A 16,054-nucleotide genomic window follows, 5' to 3' on the forward strand; every position below is an offset into this window, starting at 1 on the left:
AATTTTGAACAAAGATAAGTATTTGAAAAATGTTTTTTCATTAAGCTGAATACAAATAAAAAACCTTGTCCATTTTTGAACAAGGCTTTCTAAAATAAATATTTACATTAAACTATTTAACTATTAATTTTTCAACAGTTTTTTGATTTCCATTAATAACTTCAATTAAATAAACTCCAGATTCTGTATTATTCAAATTGAAAAAATAAGTGTTTCCTGAAGAATTATTGCTGAAATCACTTTCCTGTACTAAACGACCGCGAATATCATAAATATTCAATTTAGCGTCGTCTTGAATTTGATTGGTCATATTCACATCAAACTTTCCATTTAAAGTTGGGTTCGGTGAAATACTAAATTGATTTTGTTCACCAAATTCATCTGAAGATAAGGTTTCACAAAACTCGATGGATACAGATTCAATAGTTCCAGTATCTCCAGCAAAACCATCGAATACAGCTACTATCCATTGGCCTTGCGTATTTAATCCTTCAAGATCAGCTAAATTATTTCCGGTAAAATCTGAAGAAGAGAATGTTCCTGTTAAGTTATTTTGACAATCACCTTGGGTAATTCCTGGGAAATTGTCATTGAAAGATAGATTAAAATTACTGTTACTACCGCAATTCAACTCCCACAAAGCAACTTGAGTTTCATTAGGATGCTGAATTAAAACTAATAAATCACCTACATAAGTATGGTCTACTTCAACGTTTACAGTAATATCATCAAAAGTAATATTTTCACTTACATTAATTACGCTAAGACCAGGCTGCCCTGGATTGAATTGACCAGTTCCACTTCCATCTGCAATATTAACAGGCGTGTCTGTAGAAGTAAATGTTGTACATTCGGTTGTAACTTCAGTATCAATAGCAAAAAACTGATCATTTACTGCATAAAAGATATTATCTACAGCTTCTACCATAATTCTAGCAAATGCAATTTGATCACTTGGAAGAGTTACCTGCTCAGAACCATCGTTTGCTGTATTTGAAGCTAATACTGTATCAAAATTATTACCACTATCAGTCGATAAAAGAATATTTACATTTGAAGTGTTGATTTGACCACCATCTGTACCTGCAACATCCCATTCTACAGTAATAGTTTCACCTTGTTCAAAATTTAGACCTTCTGAAGATTGAGAAGTTACTTGAAAAGGACCATTATCTGCAACATTCACTTGCATTGTTTCAGTCGAGACTTGCCCACCGTTGATATTATTATCACGGACTGCTAAACCAAAATTAAGTACACGAGAAACATCAGGTGTAACTTCCCATGTTGGTGACAAATTTCCGTTCAAAACTGAACTTATATTTGGCATATATCTTACAGGACTTGAAGAAGGAAGTGTCGATCTATAATTTGGACCTGATGGTGAAGACGCTTGAGGTGGTTGTGGATTAAATGTCTGATTATCCAATTGATCCCAAGTGTATGTTAAAACATCATTTTCATTATCGGTTGCTTCAGCTTCTAATTTAAAAGCTGTACCGTATGGAATAGTATAATCCTGAAAATTTTGGATTGAAGGTGCAGTATTTGAAATTGAAGACTCCTGAGCACAAAATCCACCATTTCCATCAATGTTATTTGAAATATCCATTATGCTGATATAGTGAAATGCAGCATCGCTATTGGATTGGACATTTGGTGCGCAAATCCCAGCATACGCCATAATCGTTGAACCACTTCCGGGTTCGTAGGCTGTAGCTCCATTCCTTGCACCTCCACATGCATTATTAAATGTATGATTTGCACCAAATTGGTGTCCCATTTCATGTGCTACATAGTCAATATCAAATGGATCACCGACCGGATTTTGCTGACCAGTTACACCTCTTGCTTTTTGATTTGGTACACAAACAACACCAAGTCCAGCAATTCCACCACCTCCGGTACTAAATACGTGTCCAATATCATAATTTGATGCACCAATTAAATTGTCGACGGTACTTTGGTTTTGCCCTAATAATACACCACCATTTTGGTTATTAAACGGATCACTGCCTCCATTTAGAAATATCAAATCATCGTTGTTTTGAACAATCTCTAAGGTAATAGCCAAATCTCTTTCATATATTTGATTTACTCTATCAACAGTTACTACCATTGCTGCTAAAACAGCTGCTTTTTGTTCAGCAACCGAACCGTTTTGTTGACCTGCTTGATTAACATGAAACTGAGAATATTCACCAGTACCTGATAATGCTAATCTATATGTTCTCAATATGCCATCGTCAATAGTCATGGTTACATTATCTTGATTTGACATTGATTCCGTCTGATCTAAAATTTCAGACTCCATTTTACAATTGAAAAATGATTCGTTTTTAGCATGGCTTCTCTCGAAAAGATAGTGGGTAACTCCATCTTTAGCAACGGGATTAACATAGAATGTTTTACTAGATTCTGGGCTGTTAATCATAGCATAAAAACCAAGATTTGTAAGTGTAATTCTTAGAATTTCGCCTGTTTTAGATTTTCCAACAAAAGAATTAATCAAAGGGTATTTTTCAGCTAGTTCACCTGAAATTGTGTTTGTTTTGAAAATTTCAAAATTAAGCAATTCGTCATTTCCAATTGGTATATCCATATTTATTTCGGAGCTTTGAGTTTCACTCCTAAGTGGTGCGTTTTTGAAATATTCTCTTATTTCATTGACATCTAAAGAAAAATAATCTGCTTTTGTAACTGTAGCAGAATAGTCTATCAATTCGTTTTTAGGAATTCTGTCAATATTAGTTTCTTCCCAAAAATTTTGACCATAACCTGAAAGTGTCAAAAGAATAGTGAGGATAAATAATAAATTTATTTTTTTACTCATAAAACTTATTTTTAATTAGTATAATTTTTATATTGCTACAAATTAATAATTTTTATTATCAAATACATAACTTTAATAACAATAATTTAAAAATTAAAACTAAAACTCATGAAATTTAAAATCTTTTTATTCTTTTTGTCGCTATCTTTTTCAGTAATCGCACAAATAGAAACGCCACAACCAAGTCCAAACATCAACATTACTCAAATTGTTGGATTATCTGAAGTCGGTTTAGCATACTCAAGACCATCTGCTAAAGGAAGAGAAATTTTCGGAAATTTGGTGCCATACGGTAAAAAATGGAGAACTGGTGCTAACGAAAATACAATCATAACTTTCTCAGATGACGTTGTGATTAACGAACAAACTCTTGAAGCTGGTAGTTATGCTGTTTTTACAGTCCCAAATAAAGAAGCCTGGGATGTTTATTTTTATGACTCTGTAGACAGTTGGGGATTGCCGAAAATGTGGGAAGAAGACATGATTGCTGCCTCAATTACAGTTCCAACAAGAACAATAGATCATCATGTTGAAACCTTTACGGTAATGATCGGTGCTATAAACATTAATAAAGCACATTTACAAATTTCTTGGGAAAACACTTTAGTCGAAGTTCCTATTCATTTTCCTACTGATCTTCTGGTTTCTGAGAATATCGATAAAGTCATGAATGGACCTTCTGCTAGCGATTATTATAGTGCTGCTGTGTATTATAAGGAAGCTGGAAAAGACATTGAAAAATCAGTAGAATGGATTGAAAAAGCAATGGAAATGATGGATGAAAAACCATTCTGGATGTTGAGACAACAATCATTAATTTATGCTAAAGCTGGCAAAAAGCAGCAAGCAATTAGTGCTGCTAAAGCTTCACTTGCCGGAGCTAAAAAAGCTAACAATGAAGATTACATCAAAATGAACCAAAATTCTCTAAAAGAGTGGGGCGCAATGTAATTGGTTACTTTTTATAAACACTTAAAAGCTGATTTATCTATAAATCAGCTTTTTTTATTCAATATTTCTAAAACTATTGCTATTGAAATAACCAAGCCACACCCAAATAAATTCAGCCATAAATAAGGCATCCAATCTTGCGAGTAGCCAAAGATTACAATCGCCTGTGTAATAATTGCAGCGATAAATACAGAACGACTGCTGACGAACTTTATAAAAAAGGCTAAGAGAAAAATTCCCAAAACATTACCATAAAAAATCGAACCGATAATATTTACCAATTGAATTAAATTATCAAATAAATTCGCTGTACAGGCTATAATAATAGCGAAAACGCCCCAACCTAAAGTAAATAACTTTGTAGCATTTAGAAAATGTCTGTCTGAGAGTTTTATAGAGCTATTGCGCTTATACAAATCAATTGTTGTTGTTGAAGCCAAGGCATTCAATTCTGAAGCGGTTGAAGACATTGCTGCCGACAAAATTACAGCCAATAAAAGTCCAACCAAACCTTTGGGTAAATTATTCAGAATGAAATGAATAAACACATAATCTTTATCATTGGTTTCAATTTTTTCATCTACTTGTTTTATTACATCTTTAGCTTGGTCTCTCAATTCAAATTCGCGCTCATTCAGTAGTTTCAGTTCATCTTTGAATGCATTCATTTCACTTTTAGAATGCTCTTCAGCAAACTCTTTGGCTAAAATATTTTTTTGATCTTGAATAACGATCAAATTTTTTTCTAATTGATTGAATTCCGTAGCATATTCTGAATTTTCAACAGCAGTTTTAGCCGCTGGATTAAAATTAATCGGGGAGTGGTTAAATTGGTAAAAAACAAAAACCATAATTCCGATTAACAAAATGAAAAATTGAAGTGGAACTTTTAAAATAGCGTTGAATATCAAGCCCATCTGACTTTCTTTCAAACTTCTTGCTGATAAATAACGTTGAACTTGGCTTTGATCTGTACCAAAATAAGAGAGCGCTAAAAAACTGCCACCTATAATTCCGCTCCAAAAAGTATATCTATTATCAAAACTAAATGAAAAATCCAATACATTCAGTTTGTCGTTAGCGCCAGCAATTTTCATTGCTTTATTAAAAGTGATATCTTGTGGCAAATCTGAATAAATCATAATAAAAGCGACAACCAAACCAATCAAAATTACTGCCATTTGTTGTTTTTGGGTTACATTAACAGCCTTTGTTCCACCGGTAACAGTATAAATAATCACCAAAACGCCTATAATAATATTCAAATAAAATAAATTCCATCCTAAAATGGCTGAAAGAATAATTGATGGCGCATAAATCGTAATTCCACAAGCTAAACTCCGTTGGATTAGAAATAAAAGCGCGGTTAAAGTCCTGGTTTTTAAATCGAATCTCGATTCTAGATATTCATAGGCTGTATAAACTTTTAAGCGGTGATAAATAGGTATAAACACCAAACAAATTACAATCATTGCTAACGGTAAACCGAAGTAAAACTGCACGAATCCCATGCCATCATGAAAGGCTTGACCTGGGGTAGATAAAAAAGTAACTGCACTGGCTTGAGTTGCCATTACAGAAAGGCCTACCGTCCACCATTCTGCTGTATTACCACCTTTGATGAAATCGTTGACGTTATTATTTTTCTTTGATTTTAAAGAACCGTAAATGACAATAAAAGCGAGTGTTGCTCCAAGAATTACAAAATCTATTATTGTCATAAAGCTTGAATTAAATTTGGAAGTTACGCATGAAGAAATAAAACAAAATGATGTAAATAACATTGAAAATCAGCACCAAAGTGTATGATTTTTTCCATTTGTATTTTACACCGTTCCTGTTATTCATTTCCCAAAGCAATTAGATTGACCAGTAATTTATAAGCACCTGAAACGCCTGCAGGCAATTCTCTGAAAAAACTTAAACCTGTGTAAACATAGTGACCTTTACCATAAGTAGCAACCAAAATACTGCTTTCTTTAGATGTTTCGTTTTTGTCATTCATGCTTATTACTGGAGTAAATTCATTACTCCATTCATCTGGGAAATATAAGCCACGTTCTTGAACCCAATTTTCAAAATCAGCTTGACCAATTTTATTTGGAAAATTCAAAACAGGATGAGAAGGATTCAGAAAAGTAACTTTAGCATTTTCTTCAGTAACACGATCTCTAGAAATTTTCATGTGGTAAGGTGCAACATTGTCCAATTTCAAGCCTCGATTTGTATTATACTGGACAATCATTGTTCCACCGTTTTCAACGAATTCAAACAAGTCTGACTGCTTATAAGCCAATGATTTGTGAATATTATAAGCTCTTATTCCAATAATAACAACCTCAAAATCTTTCAAAAGTTTTGCATTGATTTCTTCAGCCTCAAAAGTTTGAATTTCAAATCCTAAATCTGACAAGTTTTTAGCTACAGTTGAACCTGCGCCTTTGATATAAGCAATTTTTTTATCAACCAGTTGTATATCAAAATTTATAAATTTTGCTTTGGCACTTTCAATTAAAAAATGTTTGCCAATATGATCGTAATTGATTTCTGAAATTTTTTGTTCAAATTTTTCACCTGAAATTTCTAAACTCGGATTAATCTCAATTTCGGAATTTTGGGTTGGTGTTACTTCAAAAGTGAAACTTTTTGAATCACCAGCTTGTTCAATTTCAACTTGATGAAATTTAGGTTGAATTTGCCAATCTGATGGGGCGTCAAGTTTTAAACGACCAGATATATGGTCATCATAACTTTTGACGTCAACCCTTATAGATTTAGTTTCTCCATTTTTAAATGTGAAAACCGATTCTTGAAAAGCAACTGAAACTTTAGGTAAAATTTCAAAATTCTCATAAACTTCACCTTTTACGGGGTCATTATACTTGTAAATTAAAGCTTTGGTCAGTTCAAAATTTCTGCCTTCTATTTCAAAAATATAAGTGAAGTTTAAAGGCTCTGGAGTTTCTGGTAAACCAATTAAACTCGGATTATCGACTTTATATACACCGAGTTCTCCTTCAGACTTTAACCAATATGGCGTTGTATAATTACTGTTTTTAGGGATTTTAATAGTTTCAGAAAATTTAAAGTCTGCATTATTTTCAAGTGAAATTTGTTTTACATTTATTGACTTACTTCGGTTAAGACTGATAGATTTTAAGTTGACATCAACTGGACTTCTGTTGATAATTTCAAAATTAATAGCGACCGAATCGCCAGGATTTGCGTAAGCAGAACTACTTTTGGCCTCTGCGAATAGTCCTAAACAAGATGAAATGACTTTTTTGATTTGAGCTAACTTTTGTTCTCTCCAAAAGTTGTCTTCTATCTCTTCAATTGTCCCTAGAGCTTGCATAAGTTTGGGAATACTTTTCCAAGGTTTTTTAAAATTATAATTGTCTTCAACTTTATTTAGAATTTCACCAATAGCTTTGCCTTCAGGAATTCGCGTCCAAGTCGTATTTATGCCTTCAAAAGGATTTTGAGTAAAATTCATTTCACCTTTAACCAATTCTAGATATTCAATTTTATCGCCTCTAGAACCAGTATTTCCAAAGCCTTGTGATTTGTGCTGACTTCGACTAAGTGCTGCTATTTCGTTGTTGGACAAACCTTCAACAGGATAAAATTGATTGACATTGAGTTCTGTGAAATTGGATTTATCGGCAGCTTCAAAAGCTTCCTGACTTCCATAAAACCAAGGAGAAGTATTGAAGTACAATCGCTTTGGTTGCCAAGGTTTTAGCCTTTCAAGCTGGTTGGTATAGATTTGTTGTTGGTTTGATAAATCAAAAGCTTCCACAGAAAGTAGGGCAGAAGTGGTATGGTGTCCGTGAGTTGAACCAGATGTTCTATGATCGAAACGATTGATTACGATATCTGGTCGGAATTTTCGTAAAACCCGAACTACATCTGCTAAAATCTTGTCTTTGTTCCAGATGTCTAATGTTTCTTCTGGTGTTTTGGAATATCCAAAATCCTTTGCTCTAGAGAAAAACTGTTTTCCACCATCAATTTTTCTAGCTTGCAATAGTTCTTGTGTTCGAATTATTCCAAGTTTTTTTCCTATATCTGGACCAATAAGATTTTGTCCGCCATCACCACGTGTCAATGACAAGTAAGCCGTATTGGCGTTGTAATATTTTGAAAAATAAGTAATTAAGCTCGTGTTTTCATCATCTGGATGTGCGGCCAAGTAAAGCACATTTCCAAGAAAATTGAGTGATTGTATTTGCTGGTAAATTTCTGAAGCTGTGGGTTTTTCTGGAGCTTGGGCTTTCAGAATAAAAGTGAATAATAATATAGGAATCAAGCATAAAATTCTTCGCATAGCTTCATTTTTGCAACCAAATATAATTTTGTTTATAAAATTTATAGCTGAATTTAGATGCTTTTAACTAATATTAAGCTTTTACTCTTTCTCAAGTATAGCGTCTTTTTTCACTAATGAAACAGGTTTTTGCAATAGCAAGTTATTAGGATAAGTGACTAGTTCGCCTTCATCAGTTCTTAGGTGAAGCTGAAAAGATTTTATGTCTTCAATAATGGCTTCCAAAGGAAATTCTTTATCATGAATTTGAATTTTGTCACCAATTTTATAAGGACAGGAAAAAAACATGATGATACCCGAAGTAATATTGCTTAATATTGACCAAATGGCAAATAAACCAATGCCGATGACTGCAAAAACAGAAGAAAAAACCAGTGCAAGTTCACGAACCTCTACGCCCCAAGTCAATAGCAACGAGAAAATTGCAATGAATGACACCAACACATTTATATATTTGAAAATCAAGCGCGTTCTACCAATATTAATTTCGTCGCGCTTAGCAATTCTATTGGCAGATTTTTTCAAAATAAATCTGAGTAACAATAAAACTAAAACCACAATACCAGTCCAAATCAACTGCTTGTCGTTATTGAAAATGAATTCTTCAATCATATAATCTAAGGTTTAAAGTATCGCGCAAATTTAAATATTTATTCGAATTCATTTGCCAATATTTTACTTTTAAACGCTCCATTTTTTTGGCTGATGTCACCAAAGTATCTTTATTTTTAATTTGAATTTCCTCCCATTGTTCAATCTCGAATGGAAAGTTTTTGTTTTGATATATTTTTAAATTTCGATTTATAGAATCATAATTTACTTCAGTTACTAAAAATTCATTTTCATATTGTTGAATTTTAGCAGAATATGGTTTTATATCGATATGGTTCAACCTGATAAAAGCAAAACTTGGTAGTAATTCCTGAGTTCCGGTTTCTATCTTCCTGGGTTGAATGCGAAGTCGTGTCCAAAGTTCATTTTCTGTAAGAACAGGAGAAATATTTAAATTCTGGTCAGCTTCACCTTCAAAATAAGAATGCGAAACGATTTCAAAATTATCACGATGATTGAGTTGTGCATAAGTTTGGCCACACCATTCTTGCGTACTCGATGCGATTTTTAAAACTGGTCTTTTTTCAATCAATGGCAAAAAAGTGCTTTCAAGGATGTGATAGGGATAAATCCCAGTATTGAATGATTTTGTTGCATTCAATTTCATTACATTAATGTTGCTGGGGTTTTGTTGATTTGCTTTAACTTGTTGCTCTGGCAGAAAATCTTCACTAACAAATATCAAAACCGCCGTGCCTTTTCGTTTTTCTCCGTAACGGTATTGAGTCAATTCATAACTTGTGAGTTCTGCTTTGCCGTCGTACCAATAGTCTTTGAAATCTTTACTTAGATTTCGAGATTCATAAGTTTCAGAAATCGAAGAATTTGGAGAATTTTTGCAAGCCAAAATGCTAAGTATGAATAAGAAACTTAAGTATTTCATGATTATGGATTTTTTTTATTTTTTCTAATCTACAAATTCTTCTAGACTAAGATACAATTTATCTATTGGCAAACCCATCACATTGTAAAAAGAACCTTGCATTTCAGAAATTCCAATTTTGCCAATCCATTCCTGAATGCCGTAAGCACCAGCTTTATCAAATGGTTTATAATTGTTGATATAAAACCATATTTCATCTGCACTTAGTTTTCGAAATTTAACTTTAGTGACATCGTAAATCACTTTTTCTTTGTCTAAAGTTTTGATGCAAACAGATGAAATCACTTCGTGTGTGGCATCCGATAAAGACGAAAGCATTTCAAACGCATGATTTTCATCACTAGGTTTGTTCAGCGCCTGATTTTGATGCCAAACTATGGTATCGCCAGTAATGAGTAAGTCGTTAGCTTTTAGGTCTTGAAATTGGTCAGCCTTTAATTTTGCTAGAAAATTGCTGATTTCAGCATGTTTTAAATCATTGCTAAAATCTTCATCGACCGAACGTAATTTAACCTTGAAATTAACGCCAATAGCTTTCAAAATTTCTTGTCGCCTTGGCGAACCAGAGGCTAAAATTATATTCTTTTGATTGATATTTTCAATAATCATTTTATATGAATTTAAAAATTAACATCATAAACAAACCTAATAAATAAACATAGCTCAAGTATTTTTTCAACTGAATTATTTCCTGTTTTGACCGTGTTTCCAAAACTTTTTTTGAAATAACAATGAGCGGCAAAACGATCGTGACAAACACATAAAACATGAGTATATTATATTGAATAAAATAAGCCAAAGTTGAACTGATAATCAGTAATACTGCTAAAATGATAAAAAAGAAAGCCACAAATTGACTTCGACTTTTACCGATTAGAATAGGTAAAGTAGATTTTCCAGAAAAATAATCACCTTGAATTTCTTCAATATTTTTGAGAATTGAAGAGGCAAAACTCAACAGGAAAGCATTTAAAGTAAATATTGAAATAATATATATTAAAAAATTTTCATTCAGTAAGTTAAAACTTGAACAACCTATAATAATTATTGAAAATACTGAAAGAAAACTCTTGACAAAATTTCCTAAAATTGCTATATTTTGAAAATAAATGGCATGCGCTAAATACAAAATCGCTCCCAAAAGAGTGCAAGAAAAGATGAGCCAAGCTTTGTCTGAATGAATTGAAATTGCAAATCCTAGTGCTGAAATTAATCCCAGAAAAGTGAAAATGAAGTACAAAATCAAAACAGACTTAGAATTGATTTTATTCATTTGAAAATTCATTTTCGGATCATTAATTTGAATCGATACAGAATTATATACGTTAATAATAATGTTTGCGCCAGCATACTTAAAACCCAAAGCTGAAATCAGTAGTAAAAATTCAAAATGATTGATTTGAATTTCAAAAGTAAAATAAGGAATAAGACTGAATCTCATCAAAAGTGCCATCAAAACTAACATTGCTAGATTTCTCCACTTGATGAGATTCAGAAGTGACATATTAAAGTATTAAAATTTCCATTTGCCTTGCACTTTCATGACTTGCTCTAGCAAATCACGAACGCAACCTTTGCCACCACCTTTATGAGAAATGTAAGCTGAAGCAGCTTTGACTTCAGCAACAGCATCTTGTGGACAGGTTGGCAATCCCACTAATTTCATTGGATATAAATCTGGAATATCATCGCCCATATAAGCCACGTGTTCGGGATTAATGCCATAAACATCAAAAAATTCATCTAGACAAGCCACTTTATCATCAATGCCAAGGTGAATATTGGTGACGCCTAAATCGCGTAATCTCGCACGAACTGCTTCGTTTTTTCCACCAGAAATAATTGCAATTTCATAACCTTGATTCATGGCGTGTTTCATGGCAAAACCATCTTTTACATCCATGGTTCTCAGTAAGTCACCAGAAGTTGAAATTTGTAAAGCGCCGTCGGTTAAAACACCATCTACATCAAAAACAAAAGTGGTGATTTGGTTCAGTAATTCTTTGTAATTTTTATTCATATTTTTTTATAATCGAGTTTGTGAAAAGTTGATAAATCCTTCGAATTTGTTCGTCCGATATTTGTGACAAATGTCGGTCTATGGTTTTAAAATCTTGCCTTACCGCAGGTCCTGTTTGTGCTAATTTTGGACTTTGCGTTTGTATTTTATTTGCAGTCTCCAATATCAAAGCTTTCAAAATATCGAAAGGAATATCCTCTTTTTTGCAAATATCTTCAGCAATTGTATATAAATGATTTGAAAAATTATTCACAAAAACAGCCGCTAAATGTAAAGTCTGTCGTTGTTTGGAATCAATTTCAAAAACTTGTTTTGAAACCTCTTTGGCGAGTTTTTTTAAAAGCTGAATGCCAGATTTAGTATTTGACTCCAAGCAAAATGGAATGTTTTTATAGTCCAGTTCGGCAAATTTTGAAAACGATTGTAATGGATAAAACACGCCAGATTGTTCTATGTTTTGCAATAAAGGAAAACTGCCAGAAGTATGCGCAATCATTGTGTTTTTGTATTTCAATTGACTGGCGTAATCTTCAATGACATCGTCTTTCAAACAAATTAGATATAAATCTGCGTCTTTTAAATTATTAATATTATTGCAAACTTCAGTTTTATTTTTGAAAAATGATAAACTTTCTAATCGGTGGTTATAAACCTGAATAACTTTGGCTGATTCGCTGGTTTCAAATGCCTTAAACAAATGTGTTGCCACATTTCCTGCGCCTAAAATAACGATGTTCAACATAGGTTTTATTTTGAATCAATATTACAAAAATAGGAGCAAACCCGATTCAAATTCAACTAAAATTGAACATTAACAAATCGATTTTTTGAATAAATTGAAATATTTTAATTAAAATTCAGAAGATAAATTTATTTAAAAATTAAAAAAGTAATTTTAAGTTTAAAATAAATGCTTTTCAACTGGTATTTCGTATTTTTTTTCAAACCTAAGATTAACACAATTTCAACGTTCGTCTCTCTCACTTTGACTTAAAAATCTTAGTAGTTTCAGTATCTTTGCGCCCAATATATTTTTGGAATCATGTTAGAGAAAAAAATAAAAGATATACTGTTTTCTACAAGATTGATGGCGGTCTTGTTCATTGTTTACGCTGTTGCTATGGCTATCGGAACTTTTGTTGAAAACTCTTATACAACAGTAACTGCTCGGGAATGGATTTATGATGCGTGGTGGTTCGAAGTTATTATGGTCTTTTTTGTGATCAATTTTGTTGGTAATATTTTCAGATACAAATTGTTACGAAAGAAAAAGTTGACAACTTTAGTTTTACACTTGTCATTTATATTGATTTTGGTTGGTGCTTGGGTGACAAGATATTTGGGTGAAGAAGGCATCATGCCCATTCGTGAAGGCGAAGTTGCCAACACGATGTTATCTGAACAAACCTACCTTTCAACTTATATCGATGGAGAAATTGAAGGTGAACCTAAACGAAAGAGTGAAGACCACAAGATTCGATTAGGCCCAAAAATTACCAAAGGGAAAACTATAAAAACCGATTTCAATGGCGACCCAATAAAATTTGAATTTTTAGAATATATCCGTGGCGCTGAAGAAGGCGTTGTGGAAAATGAAACCGGAGACTACTTTTTGAAAATTGTAGAATCAGGCGATGGGACACGCCACGATCACTTTTTGAGATCTGGAGAAGTTGCTAGTATTCATAATGTATTGTTTGCATTCAATAAGCAAACTGATGGCGCAATAAATATTGTTGGAAGTAATGAAGTTGGTTTCAAAATAGAATCTCCATTCGAAGGCGAATGGATGCGAATGGCCGACCAAAAAAATGGAGAATTGGTAAAGGATTCTATTCAGGACTTACAAATGCGCTCCTTGTACAATATTGGCGGCATGCAGTTTGTAATTCCCGATCCTGCAATACGTGGTTCTTACGATATTATAGAAAAAGATATGGTAACCAATAATGATCCTGACGGCATTAAAGTGAAAGTTTCTGCAGGAAATGAAAGCAAAAACATTTCGCTTTTAGGTGGAAAAGGTTTTCAAATGGATATGAAAAAAATAGAAGTTGCTGGCTACGATATTTATATGCGTTACGGAAGTAGAGATGTGAAATTACCATTTTCATTGAAGTTAAACGATTTTATTGCGACTAAACATCCTGGTACTGAAGATCGACGCCAACCGAGTTACGAATCTTTCAAAAGTAAAGTAGAAGTGGTGGATGGCAGCAATTCTTACCCTTATGAAATCTATATGAATCACGTTTTAGACCACAAAGGTTATCGTTTTTTTCAATCGTCTTTTGATCCAGACGAACAAGGTACCATTTTGTCGGTAAACAATGATTGGTGGGGCACTTGGATTACTTATATTGGCTATTTTCTATTGTATTTAGGATTAATGGCAATTATGTTTGATCCAGGTTCTCGTTTTGGTGAATTGCGAAAAAAACTTGAAAAGATTAAAGTGAAAAAAGCCAAAACCGCAAGCCTTCTTCTTGTTTTATTTTCACTTTCAGGATTTTCTCAAACGCAAAATGGCAATGTTGTCGAAGAACAAATTCCAACCCATGCGGAATCTATTGAAGCTGAAACAGATTCGATTATAGATACAGAAGATCATGAACATCAACTGATCAATTCGGTGGATTATGACAAGGTTGTGAAAATGATTCAAGCAAATACGGTAGAGAAATCTCATGCTGCAAAATTTGGTGAGTTAGTTATTCAAGATTTTGGAGGCAGAATGAAACCTATCAATACTTATTCATCAGAGTTGTTGAGAAAACTGGGCAAACAAGATGAATATCAAGACCTGAACAGTGATCAAGTCATGTTATCGATGATAGAAAATCCGCAAATTTGGTATTCTGCACCTATCATTTCAATAAAAGCTAAAAACGACAGTATTCATCACGTTTTGGGCGTTAAAGAAGATATTAAATATGTTTCTCTGACCGATTTTTTCACCATGCAGGGAAGTTACAAATTGGGTAAATATTTAGACGATGCTTATAAAGCAAAAGTGCCAAACCAATTTCAGAAAGATTTCATCAAAGCAGATGAGAAAGTAAACCTGATTTACAATACATTGCAGGGCAAGCAGTTCAGAATATTTCCTGTTCCAGATCACCCGAATAACAAATGGGTCGCTTATCCAGAACTGGACGAAGAAGACTATTTTACGGGCGTGGACACTTTGTATACTAAGCAAATTTTGCCGCTTTACATGCAATCGCTTAAGCAAGCACGTCAAACTGGAGATTACGAACAATCGAATGATTTGCTTTTAAGTTTGAAATCTTTTCAAGAAAAGTACGGCAGCGAAGTTTTGCCAAAAGAGGAAAAAATTCAGGCTGAAATTCTATATAATAAAATCGATATTTTCAATAAACTTTACAAGTATTATCTCTACATCGGATTGATTATGATTTTGTTTGTGATTCTGAAAATTTTCAAAGAGAAGAAATCCTATAAAATTGTAATTAACGTCAGTAAAGCTTTGTTGGTTGTGTTGTTTTTAGCACATACTGCTGGATTAATTGCCAGATGGTACATTTCTGGTCATGCGCCTTGGAGTAATGCATACGAGAGTATGATTTACGTGGCTTGGGCGACTATGTTTTTTGGTTTGGCTTTTGGCCGAAAAAGTGAATTAACAATGGCTTCCACAGCATTTATCACTTCCATAATATTAATGGTGGCGCATCTTAATTGGTTAGATCCTAGTATCGGAAATCTACAACCAGTTTTGGATTCTTATTGGTTGATGATTCATGTTGCGGTAATTGTTGGTAGTTATGGACCTTTTGCCTTAGGAGCAATTATTGGATTGGTCTCCTTGTTTTTGATTATTGCGACTAACAAATCCAATGTGAAGAAAATGAAATTAAATATTCAGGAACTCACCATCATCAACGAATTAGCTTTAACGGTTGGTTTGGTGATGCTAACAATTGGGAATTTCCTAGGTGGACAGTGGGCCAACGAAAGTTGGGGACGCTATTGGGGCTGGGATCCGAAAGAAACTTGGGCGCTAATTAGTATTATGGTTTATGCCTTTGTGATACACATGCGTTTAGTTCCTGGATTACGCGGTTTATTTGCCTTCAACTGGGCGGCAGTTATTGCTTTCGGTTCTATATTAATGACCTATTTTGGTGTGAATTTTTATCTCACTGGTTTGCATTCTTACGCCAGTGGTGACCAAATTATCAGCTATCAGTTTATCTTGATTAGTCTGGCTGTTTGGGTGATTTTAGGTGTCTTGGCAAAATATAAATACAAGAAATTTTATTAGTCTTTGGTTGATTTTTTTGAAAAATTGAACCTAATTATATTTTTAATTAATGAAGTTATGATTAGAAATTTCTGTGTTAAAATAATTTTTATTTTTGATTAATTTGGCACAAAACAATCTTGGCATATGTATTGGTA

At 33.2% G+C, this 16,054-nt stretch carries 11 protein-coding genes; 2 read left to right on the top strand and 9 right to left on the bottom strand.

The annotated features are described in order from the left end of the window. Window positions 1-112: 112 nt before the first annotated feature. Window positions 113-2,833 (bottom strand): zinc-dependent metalloprotease, encoded by a 2,721-nt coding sequence (locus EIG86_RS11010; RefSeq protein WP_127846230.1) that lies wholly within the window; start codon window positions 2,831-2,833, stop codon window positions 113-115. A gap of 108 nt (window positions 2,834-2,941) precedes the next feature. Here EIG86_RS11010 and EIG86_RS11015 point away from each other — a divergent pair, with 108 nt between their 5' ends. Beyond that, window positions 2,942-3,784, top strand: a complete 843-nt coding sequence (locus tag EIG86_RS11015) for a DUF2911 domain-containing protein (protein ID WP_127846231.1) — start codon at window positions 2,942-2,944, stop codon at window positions 3,782-3,784. A 44-nt stretch (window positions 3,785-3,828) separates the two neighbouring features. On the opposite strand, the gene EIG86_RS11020 is transcribed toward EIG86_RS11015, so the two are convergent. From EIG86_RS11020 to EIG86_RS11055, 8 genes are all read right to left on the bottom strand, one after another. After that, on the bottom strand, window positions 3,829-5,505 hold the full coding sequence (locus EIG86_RS11020; RefSeq protein ID WP_127846232.1) for a sodium:solute symporter: 1,677 nt from the start codon (window positions 5,503-5,505) through the stop codon (window positions 3,829-3,831). A gap of 119 nt (window positions 5,506-5,624) precedes the next feature. Next, window positions 5,625-8,114 carry a PIG-L family deacetylase gene (locus EIG86_RS11025; RefSeq protein WP_127846233.1) on the bottom strand — a complete coding sequence of 830 codons (2,490 nt, stop codon included), beginning with the start codon at window positions 8,112-8,114 and terminating at the stop codon, window positions 5,625-5,627. Window positions 8,115-8,195: 81 nt separating this feature from the next. After that, window positions 8,196-8,726, bottom strand: a complete 531-nt coding sequence (locus EIG86_RS11030; RefSeq protein WP_127846234.1) for a mechanosensitive ion channel domain-containing protein — start codon at window positions 8,724-8,726, stop codon at window positions 8,196-8,198. After that, window positions 8,719-9,609, bottom strand: a complete 891-nt coding sequence (locus EIG86_RS11035) for a septum formation inhibitor Maf (protein WP_127846235.1) — start codon at window positions 9,607-9,609, stop codon at window positions 8,719-8,721. The genes EIG86_RS11030 and EIG86_RS11035 overlap by 8 nt, the downstream gene beginning before the upstream one ends. Window positions 9,610-9,633: 24 nt before the next feature. Continuing rightward, window positions 9,634-10,218 (bottom strand): Maf family nucleotide pyrophosphatase, encoded by a 585-nt coding sequence (locus EIG86_RS11040; RefSeq protein ID WP_127846236.1) that lies wholly within the window; start codon window positions 10,216-10,218, stop codon window positions 9,634-9,636. A 1-nt stretch (window position 10,219) separates the two neighbouring features. Beyond that, complete coding sequence (locus EIG86_RS11045) at window positions 10,220-11,113, bottom strand: UbiA prenyltransferase family protein (RefSeq protein ID WP_127846237.1); 894 nt, start codon at window positions 11,111-11,113, stop codon at window positions 10,220-10,222. Window positions 11,114-11,122: 9 nt separating this feature from the next. Continuing rightward, entirely contained in the window at window positions 11,123-11,629 is a 507-nt protein-coding gene (locus EIG86_RS11050) for a KdsC family phosphatase (RefSeq protein WP_127846238.1), read from the bottom strand. Then, window positions 11,622-12,371 (bottom strand): Rossmann-like and DUF2520 domain-containing protein, encoded by a 750-nt coding sequence (locus tag EIG86_RS11055; RefSeq protein ID WP_127846239.1) that lies wholly within the window; start codon window positions 12,369-12,371, stop codon window positions 11,622-11,624. The genes EIG86_RS11050 and EIG86_RS11055 overlap by 8 nt, the downstream gene beginning before the upstream one ends. Before the next feature lie 300 nt (window positions 12,372-12,671). Between EIG86_RS11055 and ccsA the strand changes: the two genes are divergently transcribed. Beyond that, window positions 12,672-15,917 carry a cytochrome c biogenesis protein gene (gene ccsA / locus EIG86_RS11060; RefSeq protein ID WP_240032210.1) on the top strand — a complete coding sequence of 1,082 codons (3,246 nt, stop codon included), beginning with the start codon at window positions 12,672-12,674 and terminating at the stop codon, window positions 15,915-15,917. Window positions 15,918-16,054: the final 137 nt, after the last annotated feature.

Source organism: Psychroflexus aestuariivivens (assembly GCF_004010055.1).
GTDB lineage: Bacteria > Bacteroidota > Bacteroidia > Flavobacteriales > Flavobacteriaceae > Psychroflexus > Psychroflexus aestuariivivens.

Excerpts from the sequence above, each read along its gene's own strand:
- EIG86_RS11010 (WP_127846230.1), bottom strand. The coding sequence starts at position 2,833 with ATGAGTAAAAAAATAAATTTATTATTTATCCTCACTATTCTTTTGACA.
- EIG86_RS11015 (WP_127846231.1), top strand. The coding sequence starts at position 2,942 with ATGAAATTTAAAATCTTTTTATTCTTTTTGTCGCTATCTTTTTCAGTA.
- EIG86_RS11020 (WP_127846232.1), bottom strand. The coding sequence starts at position 5,505 with ATGACAATAATAGATTTTGTAATTCTTGGAGCAACACTCGCTTTTATT.
- EIG86_RS11025 (WP_127846233.1), bottom strand. The coding sequence starts at position 8,114 with ATGCGAAGAATTTTATGCTTGATTCCTATATTATTATTCACTTTTATT.
- EIG86_RS11030 (WP_127846234.1), bottom strand. The coding sequence starts at position 8,726 with ATGATTGAAGAATTCATTTTCAATAACGACAAGCAGTTGATTTGGACT.
- EIG86_RS11035 (WP_127846235.1), bottom strand. The coding sequence starts at position 9,609 with ATGAAATACTTAAGTTTCTTATTCATACTTAGCATTTTGGCTTGCAAA.
- EIG86_RS11040 (WP_127846236.1), bottom strand. The coding sequence starts at position 10,218 with ATGATTATTGAAAATATCAATCAAAAGAATATAATTTTAGCCTCTGGT.
- EIG86_RS11045 (WP_127846237.1), bottom strand. The coding sequence starts at position 11,113 with ATGTCACTTCTGAATCTCATCAAGTGGAGAAATCTAGCAATGTTAGTT.
- EIG86_RS11050 (WP_127846238.1), bottom strand. The coding sequence starts at position 11,629 with ATGAATAAAAATTACAAAGAATTACTGAACCAAATCACCACTTTTGTT.
- EIG86_RS11055 (WP_127846239.1), bottom strand. The coding sequence starts at position 12,371 with ATGTTGAACATCGTTATTTTAGGCGCAGGAAATGTGGCAACACATTTG.
- ccsA (WP_240032210.1), top strand. The coding sequence starts at position 12,672 with ATGTTAGAGAAAAAAATAAAAGATATACTGTTTTCTACAAGATTGATG.